Genomic DNA, 25,886 nt, shown 5'->3' with positions numbered 1-25,886 from the left:
ACTCCAAATAAGCAATAGTAAATAAATAAAATTAATAATAAATTAATTACCTCATTCCTAAGAATGAAATTTTTAGTGTATCTATTTATTTATTTCAATCCCATAGTTATACAAAACGATTGGCATCAATTGTTAATATTAAGATATACCTAACAATTTAATCAAACTACTAATAAAAGGTAGCTCAATTACTATTGCGCCACTGCGCCACAATTTAAATAAATTCAAATTAATTCTTGGTAAGCATTTTAAGAACTTTTCAAAACAAGAAAATCAATGTTTTTCTGGAGGTCAAAATGAATAGTAACACTCACAAAATTCGCAAATATGCTGGATTATTTGGTGCTATATGCGGTGGACTACTAATTAGTGGTTCCGCACAAAGGGCGGTAGCGCAACAACCTATGTCCCAACCTATTCGCCAACCTAGTTCCCAGATAAATCCTTGCCCTAGTATTTACTACGAAGAACCACACAATAATCGGGTAGTCGTACCACGGGGATGTCCTCCCAATGCCTTAACTCGCAGTCTAGAGGCTCAAGGTACTCTTCCTGTTCCTACATCTCCTGTCCCTGCTACCCCTCGATCCAATCAGATTCCACTGGGTGTTGGTGGTGAAACACCAGTTGGTAGAACTCCCGTACTCAATCCTTGCCCCAGGGTTTTCTACGAAGAACCACATAATAATCGGGTAGCGGTACCTCAAGGATGCCCTCCCAATGCTTTTACCCAACAGCAACAACAACAAGGCATTCCCTCTAGTGAGGCTTTACCCGCAAGTCCACAAACTACAGGAATTCAACCACCATTACCAGAACAACAACAAGCGCCCAGCATGACCATCGCTTTGGTTGATGGTAGAGTGAATGTCAAATTAGTGAATGACAGTGGAGCTGAAGTAACTTACCAAGTGATTGGTGATACATCCCCGCGATCGCTTGAAGGTAGATCAGATGCCACACTACAAGGTTTACAGGCGCCAGTCACAATGACGTTCTATCGTAAAGATGGTGGACTGCTGGAAATAACACCCCAACCTTCAGCAGAACCCGGCATGATGGAAGTCCGATTGAACGAAACAACTGACGTAGCTCAGGATATAAATACAATACAGATTCAAAATGATGGCACTGTATTGTTGAATTAATCTCACCTGGTTTTGCTTCAAAAAATTTATCCCTCTTCTTGCAAGGAGAGGGATGTTTGTTCAGGTTAACACTTTCCTCCGACAGCTAGGCTGGGTGGGAGATTATTTACGAATTATCGTTTGAGCATTTGAGTCAGTTTATCAACTAGTCGCACTTCCTGCTTATTATCTGCCAGTGTACGTGCCAGAACTATCGCCCTTTCATAAAAATTCTGGGCAGTTGAGTAATTGCCTAGCTGCTCATATAAATTAGCGTAGGACTCAAAAGAAATTAATTCTTCTCGGAGATTTTTTAATTCTTGGGCGAGGATTAAGCGCTGTTCTAGTAAATCAAAGGCACGCGGATAACGCCCTACTGCACTGTGTGCTATGACTAAACCGTCAATTGCCCGTAATTGATTGGTGCGATCGCGGCTGGTTTTAGCGATTCGCATGGCTGCCCCATAAGTACCAATGGTATCTGGATAATTGCTGGCAGCTAAATAAGCATCTCCTAAATTATTCAGAGTATTCGCTTCACCGATAGTATCGCCAGTTTGACGGCGGAAACTTAGGGCAGTTTCATACAGCTTAATTGCTTTGTTGTAGTCTCCTAACCTAGCAGATACCAATCCTAAATTACTTAAAGATAATCCTTCACCTTCAATATTTTTGACATGGCGAGCAATAGTCAGGGCTTCTTCCACAGTTTTACCTGCGGCGACAGCTTCACCTTGTTGCAGCAATAAAGTACTAATGTTATTTAAAGCAAAAATCTGAGATTGAAAGTCTTTCGTATCACGAGCGATCGCTAACCGACGGCGCAAGGCGTTTTCTCCTTGTTTAAACCGATTTAACTGGAGATAAGCCTTGGCCATTAAATCGTAAGTCACCCCTTGGGCTTTAAGGTCACCAATTGAGTGATAAATTTCCAAGGCTTCTAGACAAGAGGCTACAGTTTTCTCAGCGAATCCTGAGGCATATTGTTGTTCACCAATCCGCACTAAGCTATCTGCTTCTTCTCGAGATTGCTGCCAACTTGAACCATTTAAAGGGCGGTGCAGTTGTTGTGTAATATCCGCAGCACGTACCACTGTCGGACTCAGTAAAACAATAAAAAGTAAAACGTAACACCCAGGTAATAACTGCCGTTGTTTCATAAAATTTACCGGCGAAATTTCGGCTCTAAGTAGAAGGTTTAAGAAAAAGATGTATTTATTAAAAACAAGACCAACAAAATACGCGTTTATACTTAAGTTATTCTGAGACAGAATCTTCTCCCAAGTATATGGTGCGGATGTCTGCGGGTAACTTGTCCTCTAGCATACGATAGCCTTCCTGAAGAAAATTGGCTACTTCGAGAGGCGAGATCTTTTCTCCTTCTGCTTGCAAATAAGCGGCAATTCTTGTTTCACTCCAGTGGAAAGTTTGCGCCATCAACACCATTAAACGCAAAATAGGTGGTAATTGGTCTAATGCCTGTTCTACATAGCACCACAGCGGCGGTGACGTCGCCTGAAGAGAATAATGAATGGCTTCTGTTGGCGGTAGTTGAATTTCGTTGATACAGAAAGCGGTGATATTAATCAGCCAATTTTGTAAAGTCAAAGCATCTGGACTGGAAGCAGGATCAGCTAAATTTAATCCTCCGAGTTCGTAGTAAATATGTTTCCAAGTGAGAGCAAATAAATAATCTGCCTGGACAGGCGATCGCGCTGAATGCTGAATCAAGGTGTAGACTATGGGGCTATAGCGACAAAAAATGACTGTAAAGTACTTGCCAACATCTGGATAAGTCTGAAACAGATTTAGCAGTTCTAGGTCACTGTGATGAAACAATGACTTCACTAAGGGGTGATTAGCTTCGGGAAAATGAGGAATTTGCATAAGCTTACGGGTGGCTGGTAGTTAAAATAGTATTGTGAGTTAGTGACTGTCTGGCGCTGATCTGCATACAATCGAGGTTATGGTCTGTTGGTTGCTAAGACTCAGACTACTTTAGTATTGATAAACTAAGAATAAGGACTTAAATTTAGTTCTGATAGAGAATAATAAAAGCCGCTCCTTTATATAATCTTTGGTTTGTTCATGGTTATAGCAGCTAATGTAATGACTTTCTTGTTTGCCCCTTTGACTTTAGGCTCTTTTTTACCATCCCTGCCTTTGGATAGCTTATTTTCCACCCAAGGCATTATGGTGATGTTGCTGGCAGCCTATGCCGGTGCAATGTGGATGTTTCTCACCAGCGCCCCCAAAGTACACACTGTAATGGTGTCTGACTTGGAGATTGCCCGACAGTTGTATGAAGGGCTGCTAGATTTGCCAGCCGCCGAAGTGCCTTTGCACTACTACTACAACTACGAACAAACCCTAGGCACCACTGGCATCGATCCACTGTACATGTCTACCAGTCCTAGTTGGTCTAACAAGGTGATGAATAATGCCAACGATGGGTTGTGGTATCAAATGAAAAAAAATACCCAGCTCCACGTGATTACAGGGGCTAGTTTGGGTACCAAGAATCAACAACGTCACGTTTGTTTTGACCGTGACTGTTTAGATATGATTTTATTGCGAATAGAAATGCGCGGATTAAAGTTCAAAATTCGCAACCAAAAGCCCCTCAATTTTCTAGTTAAAGACTATGAAGGGCGCATTATTGAAGTATCTGAAGTAGCTAATTAGTTTTGATAATTGCCAGGCTATTACTGGTAGTGGACTGACACGCCTAAAATGGTGTGATAGATATAACTCTTGTAGTGCAGGCATCTTGCCAGCACCGGACGGGCGAGACGCCCATCCTACAAGATAAATGTAGTGCAACATTTTAGCTGTGTCAGTCCAGTAGCTTTGGCAAGAATAGGGGTTGTGGGATGAGGTTATTTATTTTATTAAATCTCTCTGCCTTCGTACATTTCAAACTGGGGGCTACTACAAAGTTGTTCCCGGTTTTTCAGGTCATTAGATAATATTAATTACTTAAATATTACTTTTTATTCGCGATCAATTTTAAATCTTTTTCTTGCATTTCGAGAAGTTCGGGAATCGTCACAAAGCTATAACCTTGCTGGCGAAACTTACTAATAATTTCTGGTAAAGCTTGTACCGTTTGGGAGCGATTGCCACCACCATCATGCAATAAAACAATTCCACCAGGTTTTGCATGTCCAAAAACGTTATTAATTAACCTTGATACGCTGGGACGCGCATAGTCTAAGGAGTCAGATGACCACATAATAATGGCATATTTTCTATTTCTTGCATAGGCAGCCACCCCATTATGCATGATCCCTCCAGGTGGCCGAAACAAATTAGTTTTCACCCCTGTAGTTTGATAAATTAAATCTGTTGTGTTATCAACTTCATAGGCAGCCGCCTTGGGATTCATGTAATGATACCAGTGATGCCAAGTATGATTGCCAATAGCATGACCATCAGCAATTACCCGTCTCACCATATCTGGATAATTTTTGACATTTTGACCAACAACGAAAAATGTCCCTTTAACATTATTTTCTTTAAGAATATTCAGTACTTGCACAGTAGTATCCGGCCAAGGGCCATCATCAAATGTCAGAGCAATTACTTTCTGACCCTGACTGAGGTTTGCTGTCTTAATGATTGCCCCTTGAAAGCGTGGTGGCACAGCATAAGAGAGACCCTTGATTTTGGCTTCTTGCTGCCAACTTGTGAGCATTGTTGCTTTTAATCCCTCAATGCGCTTTTGAGTGCCAACTTTGGCAGCTGATAAATTATTTATATTTATATCTTGTCGGTTCTGCGCCTCAGAAGCATTTGGCTTGATTAGTAACATTAAAGCAATGCTCAAAGCAGCACTCAAGGCAAGCAAGGCAATTAATATTCCTTGTGGCCAAAGAAACGACCTATTGTTTTCCACTTCATAGCTCCTTCAAAGGTAGAACCATCAGTCACATTTCTGACGGTACTTTGTAGCACACTTGCTTTTAAATATTTGTGATAGGTAGATGTTTTCTGATAGTTGAGAACTTACGGCTCACAAACTTACGGAAATCTGAGAAAAAATATAAGCTATGACTGATGAAGCTTCAACTGTAACCGAGGAAATCTGGTTTCAGAGGATGATTAATCATAGAATATTTATTAATAATTAATGCTTCCCGCTTCATGGCATTAACAAAATATTTTGTTGGACACAGGTTATCTATACAAAATTGCTCTTGGACAATCTGAATGCCATAGCTGATAATTTATATCGTAATCTTTTTTTTCATTGTTGATTTGTTAAAAAATAGTTAATTTTTACCTTGTTTGCTGTCATTCTTTGACTACCATAGATTGGATATGACGGCAATCAACTGCATATAGTTTCCCATTCTTTAGGTAAACTCAGCCGTTAATCTCTATACTTTTTACTTGTTTATTCTGAATAATTTTGATCAGCATTTGAGTGTATTTTTCGATGCTGATGCATCAGCTACTTAAACAGCTAAATTTAGCTTAAATTTCTCAAGTTTTTCACTTGCGAATAACGATAGCAAGTTAATTAGGGATATTACATCATTGATATGAGAATTACAGCATATATAGATACAGTGTAATTACCGAATTTTATTAGGGCTTGATCATCTAACCATATTCTGAGAATTTTTATGTATGAAATTTAACTATTGATACCAGTAGAGTTTTTGATTTAGTTATAAATTGCGATTTGTCAAAAATATCTTGTTTAAGTGACAGTTATTATCGAATAATTACCAAATAATGATTCTAATTTACAAAATATGCGTCCATTCCGAGAAAAAGAATGGCTATTTAGCTTGTTTATCGCATCGGTGATCCTGTGGCTGATATTTTTGGGAAACTTGCCTTTACGAGACTGGGACGAAGGGACTGTAGCCCAGGTTGCTCGTGAAATTTGGCGTGCCCCCGCGGGTTCTCTGCGTTGGCTTTATCCTATTTTGGGAGGCGAACCGTATCATAACAAGCCACCTCTGATTCACTTACTCATTGCTGGGGCTTACTTTCTCGGAGGAGTGAATGAGTGGACTACACGTTTGCCCAGTGCAACTTTAACTGCGTTGGGAGTTCCTTTGCTCTATTTGGTGGGGCGTTTGCTGTTTAAACAACATTTACCAGCATTGTTTACTGCTTTGGTTTACTTGACAATGTTGCCTGTGGTGCGTCACGGACGCCTGGCGATGTTAGATGGCGCGAGTATTTCTTTTTTTCTCCTGTTGTTATTTTTTTTACTGAAAGCCCGCCAGCATCAACGGTATGCGTTAGGTGTGGGAATTTGTCTGGGACTAATTACTCTCACTAAAGGAATGTTAGTTTTATTGTTGGGGGCGATCGCTTGTTTATTTGTGATTGCCGACGGACAATTATCTTTGGGGAAAAACCCCTATTTCTGGGCAGGGATGTTGTTGGGAAATGCAGTACCTTTGGCTTGGTATATTGCCCAATGGCAACATTATGGGGGAAGTTTTTTACAAATCAATTTTCAGGCACAAACCTTTAACAGGATTACACAACCAGTAGAAGGTCATAGTGGCCCTCCTTGGTACTATTTAATTGAGTTAATTAAATATGGTTTTCCCTGGCTAATATTTTTGCCAGGAGGGTTACATCTAGCTGTGCGAAAACGTCATACTACCTGGAGTCATTTAGTTCTTATGGGGACAGTTGTTTATTTTGTCGCCATTTCTTTGATGAGAACCAAACTTCCGTGGTACATCATGCCGATTTATCCGTTTTTAGCTTTAGCTATTGGTGCCAAACTGAGCGAAATTTGGCAACACCGAAATTTGATTAACAGATATTGGGCTATATTCCTACTTATGATTGCGATTGCAGGTGTAGGAGGATGTATTTACTTTGTTATTGCTGATCCCCAGCTTGTATTGATAGTTATGAGTTTGCTTTTGGCAACCAGTATGGGTATCGCTGCATGGCTAATTAAACAGCGCGATCGCCTGGTTATTCCTGTGTTATTTTCGGGAATGTATCTAGTTTTATTATTGTTGATGAGTTCCCAATCTTGGATCTGGGAATTAAATGAAACTTTCCCGGTCAAACCTGTGGCGGCATTGATTCGTACCCATGTTTCTCCCGGAACGAAAATCTACACTTCTTTTGCTTATGGTCGTCCGAGTTTAGACTTTTACTGTGACTGTCAAGTTATTCCCGCAGACATCACAGAGTTACAACAAATGCAGTCCACGAAATCTTATTTACTATTAGATAATGCAACTTTACAACATATCGACTTATCTGGCAGTAAAGTCTTAGGTAAGTCTGAAGATTTTACCTTGATTGCACCAAGCACTAATTAGTTTTTTGTTTTCCTGTATTTAGCTACTGATCCCTGACTGTTAAATAATCCCATACCATCTGGTACGAGAGAGTGTCAAACTGGAAGTTGTTTGTAAATTCTTAAGCAATTGTGAAAGCTATTACTCTTGTTGGTTCCACTGGCTCAATCGGTACTCAAACTTTAGATATTGTCACTCAGTATCCAGATCAGTTTCGGATTGTAGGATTGGCTGCTGGGGGGAATGTGGAAATGTTGGCAACTCAGATTCGGCAGTTTCGCCCAAGTATCGCGGCGATTTCTGCTGAGGAGAAATTACCGGAATTGCAAGCAGCCATTAAAGACCTCGACCCGCAACCGATTTTACTAGCCGGTGAGGCTGGTGTGATAGAAGTAGCCCGTTATGGTGATGCTGAGGTGGTGGTTACGGGGATTGTTGGTTGTGCTGGGTTGCTACCGACTATTGCTGCTATTGAAGCTGGTAAAGATATTGCCTTAGCAAATAAAGAAACTTTGATTGCTGGTGGCCCTGTGGTTCTACCTTTAGTAGCAAAACATGGGGTAAAGTTATTACCTGCTGATTCTGAGCATTCAGCTATATTTCAATGTCTACAAGGTGTTCCCCAGGGTGGCTTGCGGCGAATTTTGCTGACAGCTTCTGGTGGGGCTTTTCGGGATTGGGATGTAGAAAAGTTAGCCGAGGTGAAGGTGGCTGATGCTCTCAAACATCCTAACTGGTCAATGGGACGCAAAATCACTATCGACTCGGCCACTTTGATGAATAAGGGGCTAGAGGTGATTGAGGCTCATTTCCTATTTGGCTTAGATTATCAGGATATTGAAATTGTCATTCATCCCCAAAGTATTATTCACTCGCTGATTGAGTTACAAGACACTTCGGTTTTAGCTCAACTCGGTTGGCCGGATATGCGCTTACCTTTACTTTATGCTTTGTCTTGGCCCCATCGCATCTACACAGATTGGCAAAGACTAGATTTGGTGAAAGCTGGCAATTTAACCTTCCGTGAGCCAGATCACCAAAAGTATCCTTGTATGCAGTTGGCTTATGCTGCGGGTGAAGCTGGGGGTTCCATGCCGGCTGTCTTGAACGCCGCTAATGAACAGGTTGTGGCATTATTTTTAGAAGAGAAAATTCAATTTTTAGATATTCCCCGATGTATCGAATTAGTTTGCGATCGCCATCAAAATGATAACTGTGCAAATCCTTCTTTAGATGACATTTTGGCAGCAGATAAATGGGCAAGACAAGAGATTTTAACAGTAACTAAAAAATTAGCAACCTCAGCGCAGATAATTTCGCTGCACTAAACGAATCAATAGTACAAAAAGATTAGTGAGGATGGTATAAAATCAAGCTATCCTCGCTAATTTTATAATTTTTATATATATCTACAAATAAATAAAAATGTTTTTACTATGCTAGTTCAAAATTGAATATTAACTGAAATAAACACTAAAAATTAAGGTATATTGGAGAAGAATAATTCTCAAAAACTACTAGTAGTAATTATTTTAATTAGGGTGCAGTAAATTTTACATCAGTAATTGTTACGCAGACAAAAATTTACTCGATGAATAAAAGACTGCCCAGACAAAGGCAGATTTTAAGGAATTTGCATTTATGATTCCCACCCTAATTCTTGCTTGGATAGTATTTACATTTTTGTGGAAAATACTCAAAACAACTCTCAAAAATGCTTTAACTGTTGCAGCCCTCTTGGTTTTACTCAATATTGGTTATGGGATTACACCGAGAGATATTTGGCATCAAATCATGCACTTTGCTCAAACACTGTCGCAGAGTAGCAGTAGTAACTAATAAATTCCCAGCCTATTGTTAGATTTTGGCAAAGCATCTACACTCTTCATCGTTTGCAAGAATTTTCAAGCAAATATCTCAAGGGAACTTCTTGCTAAAATGGTTGTCTCCTCCCGTCCTACATTAAGGGCGGGCAGGATACCCAATATAAAAGTAGGAATCAATTATTATGTGAGGTGGTAATCTTAGCAAATGCGTCCTTCATACTTGCAGGTAACTGACGCATAATTTTACCTCTTTCACGATCTAATGCTACTAATGTCACCTTGGCAGTAGCATACAATTGTTGTCCATTAATTGAGACAATTTCATAATCCCAGTTCATTCGCACACCAGTCACCCCAGTCATGCGTGTTTTGACAATAACTGCTATCCCCAACTCAATGGCCCGGTGATAGCGTACGGAAAGTTCTACAACTGGTAAATCACAGCCTAAAGCCACTAAATTGGCAAATTCAATACCTATTGATCGCAAAAACTCTACCCGTGCTTCTTCCATCCAGGTGAGATAAGTACCATGCCAGGCAATACCTGCATAGTCAGTATGATGAGGTTGCACTCTGACTGGATATTCAAACCAACTGTCAAATTCGTGATTCGATGGAACGTCAATAGCGCTAGTTGGAGGTAATTTCGCTTGTCTTGATTGTTCTTCAGACATCTTGGAGTTTCTTTACAGCTATGAATTTTTCACATCTGAAAGAATTCTCTCATAAGGTTTTGATGATCTCACTGAAAAGACATGACACAGCCCAGCAACGGACACATCACTTAACAGTAATCGCCAATAGGTAATGTGGAATTGCTAAATCAGCCACAATTACCTATTACTAATTACCTGGCCTAGATGGCCAATTCTCAATCGATGATTGGAACCTGTTGTGAAGTACCCCATGAGATACAAAAATTCCTAACACTTTTTAGCCAAGGCTTTATTGCCTGCATTAGCTGGCGCAGAGTGTTTGACAAGATTAGCTAGTTCCTGCAACTGACTAATTGCCTCAGCACCTTCTAACTTCATTAATTCACGGTCATCCCGCATTTCTGTCCAGGTGATCCCATAATCGGATACCAAAAACCGAATCAAGTGATTATCGCCCAAGCTAACCATAAATGAAGCACTATTCATTTGGTCGCCGCAGGTATAACAAGACGCAGGGTATCCGCGTCGTTCTAGGACAATTGCCAAGGCTTGTAGGTTCATTACCAAGTCTTGAACAAATTGTCGGTGTTGATGTGCTAGTCTTAGAAACACTTTTTCCCTCCAGACACCACAGTCATTTTAGTCTCTTTTATATTTTCTTTAGATTTTCTTACCCACTGGTATTGTAAACTATTCATTACATTTACCAGAAACTCATAAAGTCGTTGATTGACTACCTTGATTAGGGTAGGGGATAAATCATCAACTTACCGTATCAAAACATTCAATTTGCTAACTCGATTGAACGGACAGATTTTATAGGTTTAATTTTTTATTTATTATTTCTGTCCAATTTTATGCGCGGGTTACATCCTTAGATAATATGATCCGCCTTAAGAGTAACGCAAATTTGGCGTCAATTAACAACAGAAAAGTTACGGATATTAATTTTATTGGACATATATTGCCAATCCCTTTGTAAATCAAGGCTTTCACGCCACTTAAGTATTCTTTATCAAGTATAATCATTGTGTTATTAAGTAGTAACACAGTATACTTAACCTCTAAACATACTGAGTTCATTCCTCCTGTCAATATAGACGATTTGGGGTTTGGGTTGTGGGACTATTAGCCGTGTTTGCGTAAATTCTTAAGTGTTGTGTTCTTCAGTCCAAATTTGCCACCCAATTATTTCTTTCTTGATACTGAGAATAACTGAACACATAATCAACGTGTTGCCATTTCGCCAGTATTTTCACGCTTATGGCAGCTATGTGGCAAAACTTACTCTATATTCAAGAGACTTCTGCGTAAATATTAAGAAATGTGATGCCGACTACATGAAGTCCATTGAGAGCAGCGCGAATTCAAGTGCAAAATCCTAGTTTTTGTGGCTCTTACTCATAGCCTAGAGGCATGAAATATCAGTGTTACTGTCTGTAGGCAAGTTTTGACCCTTGCTACCAGATTTCGCATCTGGGAAACCAAAACTAAAAAGCGGAACCGGACGGCTTTAGCCTCCCGTATAGCAACAGTTTAGAATCCCCGTCCATTCATGACGGGGAGAGGTCAAAAACTTCTAAAACTGTAATTTGAGTAAGGAGTGGGTAGTTTAAGAGACTACTTGCCACCAACCGAAAGCCGGGCCAATAAAACGGATAGTCAACCAACCCACAACCATAGCCCCAATACAGAACCAAGTTCCCCGAGTAGTCCACTCCATAAACAAGTCGGCTTGGGTTTTGGTGATGGGAACCCAAGGTAGGATGCGAGACTCTTGACCGTAGTTTTCTTTCAATGTAGTTTTACGACGCTTTGCTTCACCCATAATCAATAATTCACAATTCAATTGAGGTTTTGATTTTAGGAACTGCCAAATAAAAATATCCAAAAATTGCTTGTCTGGTGAGCATCTTACCTACTAATCACGAAGAATGGGCCGGATGCCAATTTCACAAGATGGGATAATTTTTTTGGTGTTCCCTAATTGTGGCAGTTAATATAGTTGCACCAAAATCGATAATAGCGTTTGCTTTCAGGCGATCGCACAGCGGTTGACAAAACGTAAATAGCTAACTAAGCCGAATCTTCTGCACTCGGATGGGAAAACAGACTGGGATCGAGATAGTTAATCCGGGCTAGAGGACTGAGAACAGCCAGAACTTGAGCGCCATAACTCCGGTTTACTACACGACTATCAAGTAAAGCTACAATACCTTGACTTTCGCGGACTGGGGCGATCGCTCGTTGTAATTCATTTAAAGCTGCTGGTAACAAAAATAGTCTAAACCAATCTTGATGCGATCGCTTGTAATGAGCAACTCTACCAGCCACCAGGGGATTTTCTAAAGATGGTAAGGGCAAAGTGGCAATAATTAACAGATGGGGTGCAGGTAAGACACTTTGATGTTCTCGCCAAAATTCCCAACCACTAATCAAAATGCCATTTTCATCCAAACAAGTTTTTTCCACCTGTACCCGTGAACCAAATTCCGAGGCCAAAACAGCACCTACTTGGGCCTTGAGTGGCACATCTCCCACCAATATCACCGTTAATCCTGGGGCTGTAGCACTTAAACACAGCAGTGTCCGGACTTTATGAATAAAAGCAGCTTGAAATTCTGGGGTATTAGGTAAGGGTATTTGATGAGGTACATATAACTGAATCGCTGACCCTTGAGTATCAGAAGAAAACTTCAAACAAGTGACATCATCTAAACCCAAACGCTGACGAAACAATGGAGCTTCGGTTTCTGGTTCTAAGGCGCTACCAATTAACACTACTGGTTGTCTTTGCCAAATCGGTGTCAGAATGCTACCTAATTCAATGGGAGCGTAATTTAGGGAAAATAAGCCTTGACGACGGGCAATTGTGGCCCAAAACAGAGGTGGAGGAGATAAAGGGGCGGGATTTTCCGTAATTAGTGGAAATTGCTGCCAGAAATGCCGCCAAGGTTTTGGGAGTTCTGGTACTGATGCCAATTCTAAATAAAGTTCACTTAAAATCTCTACTTCTGACTGGGAAATTAAATAGCATTCATAGGGATTAGCTGGATGCTGGAACAGTTCGTGTGTCAGTTGTGTCCTTGCAGAGCGAATTATCTCGGCTTGTTGGGGACAAGCTAACATCAGTTGATCCCAGTCTTGGGGTTGAATAGTTTGGGTTAGTTGATCACGTACCCAATCTTCCAAATCATCCACCCCATCAATAATGGTGGGAATACCTGGAGGAAAATCATCAGCAGATGTGATTTGCCCTCGCAACCAAGCTTGGGGGGTGGTTAGAAGTAGTCCTTGGAACTCAGAACCAGGCCAAGCGTCGCCGGTTCTAATGGGTTTGTTAGCTTGTAACCACGGCTGGAGACGGGGAATTTCTACTTTTAACAAACGTTGCTGTACTGATTCTGGGGCGACAATAATTACAGGGCCATGCCACATCAAAGCCGATGCAACAAAACTGGTACGATATCGACCTTGATAGCCACAAACCGCCCCGACTTGAATTAAGGCGCTACGTCCTAAACGCAAGGCGCGTGCTACCAATCTTGCCATCGTTAAATGATGGGGCCAGGAAGGAAACCCCGCCTGCGATCGCAGGAAGTTATGTAGTGACAAATGAACTTCAGCCTCAATCACAAGCTTTTAATCCCATACAAAGTGACTTCTACTTCCAATAGCCCCATTTCTATTATGTTGTCATTAGCCCTCAGTCATTAGCAAACACTAACGACCCATTACCAATTACCCTAAATTATGCCAACTTACACAGGAATCTCCAGCGAAGCCTTCAGGCATCCACTGGATCGCCAAGCCGAGCAAGCTTTACGCAATTTACCGGGTTTTGATTTAATAGCTCGTAAATTCGTGGAATTTGTCTACGAACGCCCTCAGTTAGTCTATCTAATGGGCAACACCATCCAAGTAGGGCCACGCCAATATTCCACTATTTACCATATGTTCCGTGAATGCGTGCGGGATTTGGACATTTACCCAGAACCGGCACTGTTTGTCGAACAAAATCCCCAAGCCAATAGTTATGCTTTGGGGCAAGAAAATCCTTACATAGTCATAAATACAGGGATACTAGATTTACTTGACGAAGCCGAAATTAGGGCAGTGTTAGCCCATGAACTGGGGCATATTAAATGTGGTCATACTATTTTAATTCAAATGGCGATGTGGGCGATGAATGCTGCTTCTGCCTTGGGAGAATTAACCTTTGGGATTGGCAATTTCGTATCTCAAGCCTTGATTTATGCCTTTTTTGAATGGCGGCGCCAGGCAGAGTTAACCGCAGATCGCGCTGCTTTGTTAGTCATGGATGACTTAAATCCTGTGTTGTTATCCATGATGAAAGTATCTGGCGGTAGTATCAAATATGCCAACGAATGTAGCTTACAGGAGTTTATTAAACAGTCTCAAAGTTATCACTCATTAGATGAAGATGGACTGAACCAAGTTTATAAATTCCTGATTTATAACGGCTCTCAGGGCAGTATGTTGAGCCACCCTTTCCCTGTGGAGCGTGTCCGCTACTTACAAGAGTGGGCTGTATCAGAAGAATATCAGCAAATTCGCCGAGGTAATTATCAGCGATCGCCTGCATCCGGTGCCGTAAATGTTGCAGCAGAACCTTCCGCAGAGGAAGTGGAAACTTTGCGTCGCCAAATTGAAGAACTACAACAAGAAATTAACAAAATGAAAGAATCTGAATAGACGCTCGAAACCTTGACCAAGCCCGCCTGTGCGGGCTCAGAGCTTCACTTCCTGATCAAAGTTTTGTAGGGTAAGCGTCTTACTTATTCAAACAGGCTGTAGCAGAATTTATCATTCAAGATTCCCTGACGTTGGATAATACTTTTTAGGTGGAATGCTTCTTTTGTGACTAATACAGGTTCAAAAAGCACCAAGCTACCATTTTTTTAGAGATGGAACAAATCCATACTCCAAAATTCAAACTGGCAATTTGCTGGAATATATTTCCACGTTAAATTTTGATCTAGGCATTTCTCAATATGGCAATTCACCTTACAAAATGGCTGTCTGTGTTCGCTAATATTCTGGCCCTTGTGATCTTCATTCCGGGAATTGCCTTAGCTGCACCAGTTCCAATCAATACTGTTCCTAGTATTATTTTTAGTCCAATAGCCAGTGTTCCTACTGTCTTAAACTCATTTACGGAAATTGACCTGACCCCCCAACAGCAGCAACAACTCCAGGCTGTGCGTCAGCGAAGAAATCGGGAAATCGGTGCAGTATTAAATTCATCTCAGCGTGACCAACTTGCTCATAGCCTGCGTGCTGGTAATGATATTAATCAGGCATTAAAAAAACTGAATTTGCAACCAGAACAGCAAGACTTAATCAAAGCGATTGTCCAATTTACTAACCTGAAAATGCAGGCCATCTCAACTCGGCATTCCCTACAAGTAGGGGCAAAATAATGACGCGTGAGCATTTTGTGTCATGGTGTATTTCTCCAAGCGATCGCCTTGTCAACTTTGCCAGCATCTATAATGAATCTTGCCCTCTTTAGTTCGTTACCATGTCGGAAGAAGATATCCGTGCGGCTAGGCTGGAAAAAGTCAACCAACTCAAGCAGCTAGGATCTAACCCCTATGCCTATAGTTGGCAATCTACACATCACACAGCCCAATTACAAGAAAAGTTTGCTGACTTACCCAGTGGTGAAGAAGTTGATTTAGACGTTGCCGTTGCTGGACGCATTATGGCGCGTCGCGTTTTCGGTAAACTGGCTTTTTTCACCCTGCAAGATGAAACTGGCACTATTCAACTTTATCTAGAAAAAAATCGTATCCAAGAATGCATGGCAGATGCTGATGCTGATGCCTTCGCTCACCTCAAACAACTCACAGATGCAGGTGATATTCTGGGAGCCAAAGGTACTATTAAACGGACTGAAAAGGGCGAGTTATCTGTTTACGTCAAAGAATACAGCATCCTGACAAAATCTCTGTTGCCGCTACCCGACAAGTGGCATGGGTTGACAGATGTTGCTAAACGCTACCGTCAGCGTTATGTTGACTTGATTGTCAATCCCGAAGTGCGGCAAACTTTCCGCCGTCGCGCCCAAATTACAGCGGGGATTCGTCGCTATTTGGAACAACAGGATTTTCTCGAAATTGAAACCCCTGTTTTGCAAAGTGAAGCCGGTGGTGCCGATGCGCGTCCCTTTGTCACCTACCACAACACCCTAGAAATGGAGTTGTATCTGCGAATTGCTACAGAACTCCATCTGAAGCGATTGATTGTGGGTGGATTTGAAAAGGTGTTTGAATTGGGGCGAATTTTCCGCAATGAAGGAGTTTCCACACGGCACAATCCTGAATTTACCTCAATTGAGGTATACCAAGCCTACGCCGACTACAACGATATGATGGCGTTGACAGAGGGAATTATTACCACTGTGGCCCAAGAGGTACTCAGCACACTGCAAATTACCTACCAAGGGGAAGCTATAGATTTAACTCCACCTTGGCGGCGGGTAACAATGCACGATTTGGTGCAAGAACATACAGGCTTGGATTTCAATTCTTTCTCAACTTTAGAAGAAGCTAAAACAGCAGCTAAAAATGCTGGACTTCAAGGTATAGATGATTGCCCATCAATTGGCAAACTGTTGAATGAAGCCTTTGAACAAAAAATCGAAGAAACATTAATTCAGCCTACCTTTGTCATTGACTATCCTGTAGAAATTTCACCCTTAGCCAAGCCTCACCGGAGTAAGCCCGGTTTGGTAGAACGATTTGAATTATTTATCGTTGGGCGCGAGACAGCTAACAGTTTCTCAGAATTAACAGATCCCATCGATCAAAGAGAACGCTTAGAAGCCCAAGCAGCCAGAAAAGCCGCCGGCGATTTGGAAGCCCAAGGTGTCGATGAAGACTTTCTCACAGCTTTGGAATACGGTATGCCGCCTACTGGGGGTTTAGGTATTGGGATTGATCGGTTAGTAATGTTATTAACTGATTGTGCCAGTATTCGGGATGCGATCGCCTTCCCATTGCTCAAGCCTGAAGGCAGCTTTATTAAGGAATTTCGCTATGATGCTAGCACTCAAACACTGACTATTGAATTTGATAGTGGTAGTGTGTACGAGTATTTCAAAGTACCTCCTAGCGTCAAGGAAGATTTAGACAATGCACCGTCTAAAGGCCAATACTTTAACAAGTTCATTAAAGGCAAATTTAAGTATGAACAATTGAGTTAAGGTACTTAAACATATAACTAACATGGTGCGTTATGGCTATGCCTGGCGCGCCATTTTTATGGCTCAAACTTTGATTAGCTTAGTTGCACTCACTTATTCTCTATGATATTCCTTTAAAAGAATAAACAGATTGACATTCCTCATAAGGAATAATATATTGTGAGGTAGGAAGTGGATTGGAATTGGGAACTGTATCAAGATGTCAATGGGGACATCCCCAAAGATTTACTTGCTTTTTTCATTCGCATGATTCCGCCAGAGGAACAACCAGAGAATCCACCAAAGCCATTGCTGAGTGCTTCCGAAACAAAGCGTCTGCAAGTTAATCTCGACTACCTGTGTAATAAAGGACTGTTATCACTCACCAGTGGCATTTTTGAAAAACTGGAAGATGACCTGTATGAGTTACGGATGACCAAGAGTGAACATAATCCCCGTTTTATCTTAACGGCTGCTACTCCTCAGAGATTTGTTGTGTTGCACGCCTTTATGAAGAAATACGACGGCGCTATTAAAGATAGAGACAAAGAACCTGCAAGAGTGAGATTACGTGAATTGCAGCAGAGGGAACAGTGATGAAAAAGCCTAATTTTCAAGCTTGGTTACAGCAAAAAGTCAGCGAAGATCCAGAAGTGATTTTGGCGGGTAAGTTAGAGTACCTGCGTCTATATCTAACAGATGCTATGCGGGAAATACGTAATAAGGCGGGATTGACTCAGGCGCAGCTAGCGGAAAAACTAGGAGTTAAGCAAGCTGCGGTGTCCAAATTGGAGTCGGCGTTAAAGGAACATGAGTTGGAATCAGTATTGCACTATTTACACGCGCTGGGTGCTGATTTGCTGGTAGCTGTGAAAAAAGAGGATGAATTATATCAAGCCAGCGATAACGAAGATGTATTACTGGTAGATGTACCAGATGTAGTTGCACAGAAGGCATTGGCAGCGAACATGAGTGTACGGGAATATGTTTTTGCCGCGATTGAGAAGTTTTCCAGCCAGGATAATGGACTGAGAACAGCCAAAAATAAATTTCCTCAACAATAAAATCCCCGACTGTCAAAAATCGGGGATCTTAGATGGAAACTTTTTATACTGTCAGCTTAAACTGAACTCAACTGTTTCTCTACAACAGCTTGGGGATTCGCTTCTGTGCTATCAGCTTCCGAAGGTGGTACTAACTGCCAGAACTTAGGCAAATATGTTTGCCAATTTTGCAGAATCATTTTCGCTTTTGGTGAATTAGTGCGATCGCAATGACTTCTAATTAACTCTTGCAGTTGTTTGGCACCTGCTTCTGTAACCACTCGCTGGATTTTGACAATTTCGGGATTGACTAATTCAGGGAAGGAGTTATCTTCATCTAGGAAGTACGCCAGTCCCCCAGTCATCCCCGCACCAACGTTACGTCCTACTTTACCGAGGACGACAATCACACCACCAGTCATGTACTCACAACAGTGATCGCCTGCGCCTTCAATTACAGCGACACCCTTGGAGTTCCGTACAGCAAAGCGTTCTCCGGCTAAACCGTTGGCAAATAATACCCCACCTGTAGAACCGTAAAGACAGGTATTGCCAACTATCACATTTTGTGCAGGGTCATAGTTAGCATCCGCTGGGGGTTTAATAATGATTTCCCCACCATGCATCCCTTTACCTACGTAGTCGTTGGCTTCTCCTTCTAGCGTCAAAATAATCCCAGGAAGGTTAAATGCACCAAAACTTTGCCCCACACTACCTTGGAAGTTGAGGTTAATTTGTCCTTCAAAACCATCATCACCATATTGGGAAGCGATCGCCCCGGCTAATCTGGCGCCTACTGTTCTGTCGGTGTTGACTATCCGTAAAGATTTGCTCACAGCCGATTGGTTGCTAATAGCTACTTGAATGTCGGGATCAGCAAGCAATTGGTCATCCACAACCACGCCATTGCTATGAACTTCTTCATGTACTAACCAGCTACGGTCATTTTTGGTATCCGGTAATTGAAGTAAACAGTTGAGGTTGAGTGATTGTGTTTTGGTGATTTTTGCTTCGTCGCGTGTTTTCAATAAATCGGCACGTCCGACGATTTCTAACAAAGAACGGTAGCCCAGTCTTGCTAATAGATGACGCACTTCTTCAGCAATGAAGTAGAAGAAGTTGACAACGTGTTCTGGCATTCCTGTAAACCGTTTGCGGAGTTCTTCCTTCTGAGAAGCAACACCCACGGGACAGTTATTGGTGTGGCAAATCCGCGCCATAATACAACCTTCGGCAATCATGGCGATGGAACCAAAACCAAATTCTTCCGCACCCATCAATGCACCTATTACCACATCCCAACCACTTTTTAGTCCACCATCTACACGCAAAACCACGCGATCGCGCAGACTGTTTTGCATCAGGACACGATGCACTTCGCTCAAACCTAGTTCCCAAGGTGAACCAGCGTGTTTAATGGAACTCAAGGGCGATGCACCTGTACCACCATCATGACCAGATATCTGAATAATATCGGCGTTAGCTTTAGCTACACCCGCTGCAATGGTACCGATGCCAATTTCTGCCACCAGTTTTACTGATACCTGGGCTTTGGGGTTAATTTGGTGCAGGTCAAAAATCAATTGCGCCAAATCTTCAATGGAATAAATATCATGGTGCGGTGGTGGTGAAATCAGTGTCACACCAGCCTTAGAGCGCCGTAACATGGCAATGTAAGGACTAACTTTTTTCCCTGGTAGTTGTCCACCTTCCCCTGGTTTTGCACCTTGGGCAATTTTGATTTCAATTTGTCTGGCGCTGCTGAGATATGCTGGTGTCACGCCAAAGCGTCCCGAAGCAACTTGCTTAATGGCACTAGAAGCAGTGTCACCATTTCGTAAGCCATGTAAATGAGGTAGTGTGGGTGATTTACCAGATGTATCTACATCGTTGAGAACTTTATAACGTACTGGATCTTCGCCACCTTCCCCAGAGTTAGATTTGCCGCCAATGCGGTTCATGGCGATGGCCAAAGTTTCATGGGCTTCTCTTGACAATGCTCCTAAAGACATGCCACCTGTACAGAAGCGTTTGACAATCTCGCTGACTGATTCTACTTCTTCTAAAGGAATTGATGGGCGATCGCCTTGGAAGTCGAGCAAGTCTCGCAGGGCTGTTACTGGACGGCCTTGTAGGTGCTGTTTGTAAACTTTGTAGTGGTCATATTGCTTGCCATCTACAGCTTTATGCAGCGCCTTAGCCAATTCGGGATTGTTCATGTGGTACTCACCGTGAGGACGGTAGTTAACAAACCCCAGGTTTTCTAGTTTTTTGGCTGTCAGTTCCGGGAAAGCTTTGCTATGGAAGGACAGCACTTCTTGTGCAAGTTCGCTGACACTCAACCCACCGATACGGGAAGTTGTCCCCCGGAATCCCAATTCTAGTAAATCGCCACCGATACCAATGGCTTCAAAAATTTGGGCGGCTTGGTAGCTGGAGAGTAGCGAAATTCCCATTTTGGAGAGAATTTTCAGTAAACCCGAATCTACAGCTTGGCGATAATTATTTAAAGCTTGTTCTAGGGTGAGAGTGGGGATTTTACCCCGTTCCATAAACTGTTGAGTTTTGGGTTCAAACCACCAATCACGTACAGTGTCCAAAGCTGTGTAAGGACAAACCGCATCCACGCCGTAGCCAATTAGACAAGCAAAGTGATGAGTACTCCAGCACTGGGCTGTATTCACAATTAGCGATGTTTTGGTTCGCAATCCTTGGCTAATTAGGTAATGATGAACTGCACCTACAGCCAATAAGGAAGGAATGTAAGTATATTCTGTACTGATCTCACTATCTCCCCTCTTGTGGCTATCGCTCAAAATCAAAATCTTGGCACCTGCCTTGACTGATTCAGCTGCTTGTGATTGTAAAGACTGCACTGCAACTTTCAATCCTTCTGGGCCGTTGGCAATGGGAAATAAAGTTGACAGTTCTGCCGTGGCAAATCCTGATAACTGAATCGCCTCCAGTTCTGCTTCTGTCAATACTGGGGATTCTAATTTCAATTTGCGGGCATGTTCTGGCTTCACTTCTAATAAGTTACCCCGTTCGCCCAGTTCAACATTCAACGACATCACCAATTTTTCCCGTAAAGGGTCAATGGCTGGGTTGGTTACTTGGGCGAAACGCTGTTTGAAATAGTCATACAGCAAGTGGGGTTTTTCTGACAGCACCGCTAAAGGAATATCATCCCCCATGCAGAAAGTCGGCTCTTTGCCGTCAATTGCCATCGGTTGAATCACCATCTCCACGTCTTCTGTGGTGTAGCCAAAGGCCAGTTGATGACGCAACAAGGTTTGTTTATCAATGTTGTTAGTTGCCACATGACCCTTGCCGTTCCCGTTCCCGTTCCCGTTCCCATTGACAAATGACTGACCAACAAGGTGTTTGAGTTCTTGGCGATACTGTTTTAGCCATTCTCCATAAGGATACTGCTTGGCAACGCGCTGCTTAATTTCCCAATTTTTCAACACTTCATGGTTAACTAAATCCACAGCAATCATTTGCCCAGGGCCTAGTCTACCTTTCTCGATAATGTTGGCTTCAGGAAATTCCACTACACCTGCTTCAGACGCGACAACGATGTAATCATCCTTGGTAATCATGTAGCGAGCTGGTCTTAAGCCATTACGATCTAATGTGGCACCCACTTTTTCGCCATCGCTAAACACCAAAAGTGCAGGCCCATCCCATGCTTCTTGCAGACCACTGTAATATTCGTAAAAATCGACAATTTCTGGATATTTCTGCAACGAAGGCTGATTTTGGTAAGCCTCAGGCACCATCATCATTAAGGCTTCCAAGGGGCTGCGTCCCGAACGTACCAATAATTCTAGGACGTTATCTAAGGTAGCTGAGTCGCTGTTGTCAATATGAACTAATGGCTTGAGTTCATCTGATCTGTCGCCCCATATGGGATGATTCAGGCTGGATTCTCTGGCCATCATCCAGTTGATGTTACCCAACAGTGTGTTAATTTCGCCATTGTGACCTAACAACCGCATCGGTTGAGCTAAGGGCCACTTAGGCATGGTGTTAGTGCTAAAGCGACGGTGATAGACGACAAAAGCACTCTTGTAAGCTGGGTTTTTTAAATCGAGATAAAAGTCTCCCAAAACAGCAGAACGCACCATGCCTTTATACACAATTGTGCGACTGGACAAGGAGCAAACATAAAATTCTTCGGAAATATTCTTGGCAGCTTTGAAAATTCGGCGACGGGTAATATATAGTTCTCTTTCTAATTCATCACCGCTTTTATCAGCTGACGATAAAAAAACTTGTTCGATCTGGGGTTGATTTTCTCTAGCTTGTACCCCCAACAATTCAGGTTGCACTGGCACGACTCGCCAACCCAGGACAGTCAATTTTTCTTCCGCGGCTATTTGCTCAACTGTTGCTCTAGCTTTTTGAGCTATTTCGGGATTTTGCGGTAAAAATATCATTCCCACAGCTAAATTTCCCTGGGAATTGTCTTTTTGGAACAACTCCCAAGGGATAGCTGTCAATATCCCTGCACCATCACCAGAGTCTTGGTCTGCACTACAGCCACCCCGGTGTTCTAAGCAGGTCAAGGCAGCTAAAGCTTTGGTTACAATTTCGTGACTGGCATGATTCTGGCGATGAGCAATAAAACCTACACCACAGGCATCCCGTTCTTCTACTAACCATTTTTGCCCCTGGTAGTTACCCTGAGAGTCAATATCCGAAAATTTCATTGTTTGTGATTGTTGATGCATCGCTTTATCTTTCATAGCCTGTTCCTGAGATCGTGAGTCACAAATTTTGCCAGTATTTGTGAGAAAACTTTGCTAAAGTTAGTTCCTTGAAAAATAGATAATTAACCGAAATTTAGGGAAAAAAAATTTTAACTTCGGTTTTCTTTTAGTCTTTGCCCGTGTTAAAATGTCTACGTTATTTTTTATTATGTTGTGTATTTCCGCTGAGTTAGATAAATTGCCTTTGCTTGTACAGCCCTTTACTTACGTCGTCATAATGCAGCGTGGCGTTAGCCATAGTTAGTTTTTTGCTCAGTTCCTAATTCCCAGATGAAAGTTTGCTCCCTGGTCAAGCTGTTTTAGCTTACCTGTAACACAACTTAGTTTTAAACGCCGAAATAATCCTGATTCAGCAACAAAATCAGCGTATTACAATACATGCCCATTTGACAATTCCTAAAAATCTTGATTGTAAATATTTCTGGTTTGCTGATTCTGCTGCTGCCACCTGTGTGACGACGAAACAGACCTCACTTAATTAGCAACAGTAGCAACCATTGGTGAGGGTTTTATATTCTAAACCAGTTGTGATCACTAAAACTACTGTGCATAGTCTGACTGAAACTAGTGATAGTTAAAACATTTAGTGACAGTGGTTTTAGTGGGAAGATTATTTCTTGGATTTTACAAGAGATAGATAGCCAATATATAGAATATCACGTTTTAGTCGAAATTAAATCCCTATTTTTTAAGATTTCCCCACAATTAGTTTTAGTTAATTGCTTGGGAGATACTTATCCAAAGTACCAAATAAATCATGGTCAAAATGTCGCATCGCCGCCAACGAAAATACCGCAATAATATTGCCAACCAGTTTCATCAAAGGTTGTTCTGGACTGCTGTAATAACATTCACTACAATTGTATTGTGCTTATCTACAACTGGGGATATTAGTGCCGAGCAGCCCCCGATGCTAACCACAGTACCAGAATTAACTGCCCAGACCCCAGTACCTCCCGCATCTAGGGCATCAGCTGGTGGTAGCCAAATTTCCCTCAACGGTCGTACTTTGGCAGGGGCTTGGTTACAGCAACCCGGAAGCAGTGGTCAAATAACAACTCATCTAAGTGATGGCGCCTTGAGGCAATTCATTGGCGTAGATTTTTTAAGTAGCAATAATCCAGATAGACAACCAGTAGAGTGGTTTTCATCGGTCACTCAGCCAACAGTTTTAACCACCAGACTGCAAGGAGGATATCGCTATTTAGACATTACTAATTTTGCTCAAACAGCAGGATGGCAGATCCAAGCCAATGGCAATATCTTAGTGATTGCTACCCCAAAATCACAAATCAAAAATATTCGTCAGAGTCAGCAAAAAGCAACTACACCGAATACACCTTTCCAATCAGCGCGCATCGTTTTAGATTTAGATCAACCAACTCCCTGGCTAGTTTCACAAGGGTTACCCATAGCCAGAACTATTGACCCGGAAAACCCCACCCCTCAAACTACTACACCACCCGATACAGAATGGGTAGTAGCCTTGGATGGTATGGCAGATCCGGTTTTACTCCAACGCTATGCACCCCAACCAACATCACCACCAAATTTACTCAAACAAATACCGGCACCAACCACCCCAAATTCACTAATTAGACAAATAGAAATAGTCAATAACCGCACAATCATTAGTTTAAGTGTGCCTTTTGGGATGTCGCCGCAGATCATTACCTTACCTGAACCTAATCGCCTAGTAATTGATCTACGCCCCGATGCACTAGTGCAAAAAGATATTGCTTGGGCACCAGGATTGCGCTGGCGGCAGCAGTTTGTCAATTTAGGCACAGATCGTTTTCCTGTGGTTTGGTTAGATGTAAATCCCCGACAAGTTGGGTTAACTTTAAAACCTATTGGTATAGATACTAATAACCAGACAGGAACTGCACCTTTAATTCAAATGGCGGCGCAATCCTCAGCTGTGGCGGCAATCAACGCTGGTTATTTCAATCGCAATAATCGATTACCATTAGGAGCAATACGTCGAGATAATCAATGGCTATCAGGGCCAATTCTCAATCGGGGAGCGATCGCCTGGGATAATTCTGGGCAATTTTACTTAAGTCGCCTCACCTTGCAAGAAACTTTAATTACTCCTAATAACCAGAAATTCCCCATTTTATTTCTCAACAGTGGCTATGTACAAAGTGGGATTGCTCGTTATACCCCGACTTGGGGCCCTAGCTACACTCCTCTTACAGATAACGAAATTATTCTGGTTGTCCAAACAGACCGAGTTACTAATCAGTTACCAGGTGGCAAAGCCAATGAAACAGCCATTCCCATTCCCCGTGATGGCTACCTATTAACTTTCCGCGCCAGTGCTGCCGCTTCTGCATCACAATTGCCCATCGGGACAGCAGTCAATATTAGCAATAGTACTAATTCGGCTGAGTTTAACCGTTATCCTCACATTATGGGAGCTGGACCACTATTAATCCAAAACAATCAAATTGTGCTGAACGCCGAAAGTGAACAATTTAGTAAAGCCTTTATTACACAAAGAGCCATTCGCAGTGCCATTTGCACCACAGCCAACAATTCTCTCATCATTGCTGCTGTGCATAACCGTGCTGGTGGTTTAGGGCCAACCTTAGCGGAACATGCCCAAATTATGAATCGTCTCGGCTGTGTGAATGCCCTAAATTTAGATGGTGGTAGCTCAACAAGTCTTTACCTGGGGGGACAACTCCTCGACCGTTCTCCCAATACCGCTGCTCGTGTTCACAACGGCATTGGGATTTTTCTGCAACGTCGGTAATGGGAACTGGGAACTAGAGACTTTATTTACTCATCCATCATCTCTAGCCCCTATCCCCTTTTTAAAGTTAAGAAAAAGCTGCCATTTGTTGCATGAAGAATTAGTGTAGACACATAGTTTTAGCAGTAATTCTTAAGACCCTAAAGTTTGATTTTGCTATGTTTAGCAAGGTGCAACAAAATGACGATTTTCACG

19 protein-coding genes are annotated in these 25,886 nt (G+C 42.1%); 11 read left to right on the top strand and 8 right to left on the bottom strand.

Going from position 1 to position 25,886, the window contains the following annotated elements; translation table 11 throughout:
* Nucleotides 1–296: 296 nt before the first annotated feature.
* Entirely contained in the window at nucleotides 297–1,148 is an 852-nt protein-coding gene (locus ACM0OT_RS01210; RefSeq protein WP_414562013.1) for a hypothetical protein, read from the top strand.
* A 113-nt stretch (nucleotides 1,149–1,261) separates the two neighbouring features.
* On the opposite strand, the gene ACM0OT_RS01205 is transcribed toward ACM0OT_RS01210, so the two are convergent.
* Nucleotides 1,262–2,287: a tetratricopeptide repeat protein gene (locus ACM0OT_RS01205; protein ID WP_414562011.1), complete on the bottom strand. Its 1,026-nt coding sequence runs from the start codon at nucleotides 2,285–2,287 to the stop codon at nucleotides 1,262–1,264.
* 97 nt (nucleotides 2,288–2,384) lie between these two features.
* Nucleotides 2,385–3,014, bottom strand: coding sequence for a sigma-70 family RNA polymerase sigma factor (locus ACM0OT_RS01200; protein ID WP_414562010.1), 630 nt, complete (start codon nucleotides 3,012–3,014; stop codon nucleotides 2,385–2,387).
* A gap of 201 nt (nucleotides 3,015–3,215) precedes the next feature.
* Here ACM0OT_RS01200 and ACM0OT_RS01195 point away from each other — a divergent pair, with 201 nt between their 5' ends.
* Nucleotides 3,216–3,812 carry a glyoxalase-like domain protein gene (locus tag ACM0OT_RS01195; RefSeq protein ID WP_414562008.1) on the top strand — a complete coding sequence of 199 codons (597 nt, stop codon included), beginning with the start codon at nucleotides 3,216–3,218 and terminating at the stop codon, nucleotides 3,810–3,812.
* Nucleotides 3,813–4,113: 301 nt separating this feature from the next.
* Here ACM0OT_RS01195 and ACM0OT_RS01190 read toward each other — a convergent pair whose 3' ends face one another.
* Entirely contained in the window at nucleotides 4,114–5,025 is a 912-nt protein-coding gene (locus ACM0OT_RS01190) for a polysaccharide deacetylase family protein (RefSeq protein ID WP_414562006.1), read from the bottom strand.
* 865 nt (nucleotides 5,026–5,890) lie between these two features.
* Between ACM0OT_RS01190 and ACM0OT_RS01185 the strand changes: the two genes are divergently transcribed.
* The 3 genes from ACM0OT_RS01185 (at nucleotide 5,891) to ACM0OT_RS01175 (ending at nucleotide 9,259) form a co-directional block, all read left to right on the top strand.
* The gene (locus tag ACM0OT_RS01185; protein ID WP_414562004.1) at nucleotides 5,891–7,441 is read left to right on the top strand and encodes an ArnT family glycosyltransferase; all 1,551 of its coding nucleotides are present in this window, start codon (nucleotides 5,891–5,893) and stop codon (nucleotides 7,439–7,441) included.
* A 110-nt stretch (nucleotides 7,442–7,551) separates the two neighbouring features.
* Entirely contained in the window at nucleotides 7,552–8,748 is a 1,197-nt protein-coding gene (dxr, locus tag ACM0OT_RS01180; RefSeq protein WP_414562002.1) for a 1-deoxy-D-xylulose-5-phosphate reductoisomerase, read from the top strand.
* A gap of 313 nt (nucleotides 8,749–9,061) precedes the next feature.
* Nucleotides 9,062–9,259, top strand: a complete 198-nt coding sequence (locus ACM0OT_RS01175; protein WP_414562000.1) for a hypothetical protein — start codon at nucleotides 9,062–9,064, stop codon at nucleotides 9,257–9,259.
* A gap of 160 nt (nucleotides 9,260–9,419) precedes the next feature.
* Here ACM0OT_RS01175 and ACM0OT_RS01170 read toward each other — a convergent pair whose 3' ends face one another.
* From ACM0OT_RS01170 to ACM0OT_RS01155, 4 genes are all read right to left on the bottom strand, one after another.
* A complete protein-coding gene (locus tag ACM0OT_RS01170) occupies nucleotides 9,420–9,920 on the bottom strand; it encodes an acyl-CoA thioesterase (RefSeq protein ID WP_414561998.1) in 501 nt (166 codons plus the stop codon).
* A gap of 249 nt (nucleotides 9,921–10,169) precedes the next feature.
* Complete coding sequence (locus ACM0OT_RS01165) at nucleotides 10,170–10,514, bottom strand: DUF1815 family protein (RefSeq protein WP_414561997.1); 345 nt, start codon at nucleotides 10,512–10,514, stop codon at nucleotides 10,170–10,172.
* Between the two features lie 1,000 nt (nucleotides 10,515–11,514).
* Nucleotides 11,515–11,730 carry a DUF2839 domain-containing protein gene (locus ACM0OT_RS01160; RefSeq protein WP_414561995.1) on the bottom strand — a complete coding sequence of 72 codons (216 nt, stop codon included), beginning with the start codon at nucleotides 11,728–11,730 and terminating at the stop codon, nucleotides 11,515–11,517.
* Between the two features lie 248 nt (nucleotides 11,731–11,978).
* The gene (locus tag ACM0OT_RS01155; protein ID WP_414561993.1) at nucleotides 11,979–13,538 is read right to left on the bottom strand and encodes an ATP-dependent DNA helicase; all 1,560 of its coding nucleotides are present in this window, start codon (nucleotides 13,536–13,538) and stop codon (nucleotides 11,979–11,981) included.
* A gap of 117 nt (nucleotides 13,539–13,655) precedes the next feature.
* Here ACM0OT_RS01155 and ACM0OT_RS01150 point away from each other — a divergent pair, with 117 nt between their 5' ends.
* From ACM0OT_RS01150 to ACM0OT_RS01130, 5 genes are all read left to right on the top strand, one after another.
* Nucleotides 13,656–14,618, top strand: a complete 963-nt coding sequence (locus ACM0OT_RS01150; RefSeq protein WP_414561992.1) for a M48 family metallopeptidase — start codon at nucleotides 13,656–13,658, stop codon at nucleotides 14,616–14,618.
* A 299-nt stretch (nucleotides 14,619–14,917) separates the two neighbouring features.
* Nucleotides 14,918–15,346 (top strand): hypothetical protein, encoded by a 429-nt coding sequence (locus ACM0OT_RS01145; RefSeq protein WP_414561990.1) that lies wholly within the window; start codon nucleotides 14,918–14,920, stop codon nucleotides 15,344–15,346.
* 101 nt (nucleotides 15,347–15,447) lie between these two features.
* Nucleotides 15,448–17,133: a lysine--tRNA ligase gene (gene lysS / locus ACM0OT_RS01140; RefSeq protein WP_414561989.1), complete on the top strand. Its 1,686-nt coding sequence runs from the start codon at nucleotides 15,448–15,450 to the stop codon at nucleotides 17,131–17,133.
* Nucleotides 17,134–17,304: 171 nt separating this feature from the next.
* Nucleotides 17,305–17,709 carry a type II toxin-antitoxin system RelE/ParE family toxin gene (locus tag ACM0OT_RS01135; RefSeq protein WP_414561988.1) on the top strand — a complete coding sequence of 135 codons (405 nt, stop codon included), beginning with the start codon at nucleotides 17,305–17,307 and terminating at the stop codon, nucleotides 17,707–17,709.
* Complete coding sequence (locus ACM0OT_RS01130; protein ID WP_414561986.1) at nucleotides 17,709–18,176, top strand: helix-turn-helix domain-containing protein; 468 nt, start codon at nucleotides 17,709–17,711, stop codon at nucleotides 18,174–18,176. The genes ACM0OT_RS01135 and ACM0OT_RS01130 overlap by 1 nt, the downstream gene beginning before the upstream one ends.
* Nucleotides 18,177–18,232: 56 nt before the next feature.
* Here ACM0OT_RS01130 and gltB read toward each other — a convergent pair whose 3' ends face one another.
* Entirely contained in the window at nucleotides 18,233–22,906 is a 4,674-nt protein-coding gene (gene gltB, locus ACM0OT_RS01125; RefSeq protein ID WP_414561985.1) for a glutamate synthase large subunit, read from the bottom strand.
* Between the two features lie 781 nt (nucleotides 22,907–23,687).
* On the opposite strand from gltB, the gene ACM0OT_RS01120 reads away from it, so the two are divergent.
* Nucleotides 23,688–25,691, top strand: a complete 2,004-nt coding sequence (locus tag ACM0OT_RS01120; protein WP_414561983.1) for a phosphodiester glycosidase family protein — start codon at nucleotides 23,688–23,690, stop codon at nucleotides 25,689–25,691.
* Nucleotides 25,692–25,886 lie beyond the last annotated feature (195 nt).

It is taken from the genome of Anabaena sp. CCY 9613, from assembly GCF_963920895.1.
In the GTDB taxonomy this organism is placed as follows: Bacteria; Cyanobacteriota; Cyanobacteriia; order Cyanobacteriales; family Nostocaceae; genus Cyanocohniella.
This window is presented reverse-complemented; position numbering and strand designations above follow the sequence as displayed.

Excerpts from the sequence above, each read along its gene's own strand:
- ACM0OT_RS01210 (WP_414562013.1), top strand. The coding sequence starts at position 297 with ATGAATAGTAACACTCACAAAATTCGCAAATATGCTGGATTATTTGGT.
- ACM0OT_RS01205 (WP_414562011.1), bottom strand. The coding sequence starts at position 2,287 with ATGAAACAACGGCAGTTATTACCTGGGTGTTACGTTTTACTTTTTATT.
- ACM0OT_RS01200 (WP_414562010.1), bottom strand. The coding sequence starts at position 3,014 with ATGCAAATTCCTCATTTTCCCGAAGCTAATCACCCCTTAGTGAAGTCA.
- ACM0OT_RS01195 (WP_414562008.1), top strand. The coding sequence starts at position 3,216 with ATGGTTATAGCAGCTAATGTAATGACTTTCTTGTTTGCCCCTTTGACT.
- ACM0OT_RS01185 (WP_414562004.1), top strand. The coding sequence starts at position 5,891 with ATGCGTCCATTCCGAGAAAAAGAATGGCTATTTAGCTTGTTTATCGCA.
- ACM0OT_RS01175 (WP_414562000.1), top strand. The coding sequence starts at position 9,062 with ATGATTCCCACCCTAATTCTTGCTTGGATAGTATTTACATTTTTGTGG.
- ACM0OT_RS01170 (WP_414561998.1), bottom strand. The coding sequence starts at position 9,920 with ATGTCTGAAGAACAATCAAGACAAGCGAAATTACCTCCAACTAGCGCT.
- ACM0OT_RS01160 (WP_414561995.1), bottom strand. The coding sequence starts at position 11,730 with ATGGGTGAAGCAAAGCGTCGTAAAACTACATTGAAAGAAAACTACGGT.
- ACM0OT_RS01150 (WP_414561992.1), top strand. The coding sequence starts at position 13,656 with ATGCCAACTTACACAGGAATCTCCAGCGAAGCCTTCAGGCATCCACTG.
- ACM0OT_RS01145 (WP_414561990.1), top strand. The coding sequence starts at position 14,918 with ATGGCAATTCACCTTACAAAATGGCTGTCTGTGTTCGCTAATATTCTG.
- lysS (WP_414561989.1), top strand. The coding sequence starts at position 15,448 with ATGTCGGAAGAAGATATCCGTGCGGCTAGGCTGGAAAAAGTCAACCAA.
- ACM0OT_RS01130 (WP_414561986.1), top strand. The coding sequence starts at position 17,709 with ATGAAAAAGCCTAATTTTCAAGCTTGGTTACAGCAAAAAGTCAGCGAA.
- gltB (WP_414561985.1), bottom strand. The coding sequence starts at position 22,906 with ATGAAAGATAAAGCGATGCATCAACAATCACAAACAATGAAATTTTCG.
- ACM0OT_RS01120 (WP_414561983.1), top strand. The coding sequence starts at position 23,688 with ATGGTCAAAATGTCGCATCGCCGCCAACGAAAATACCGCAATAATATT.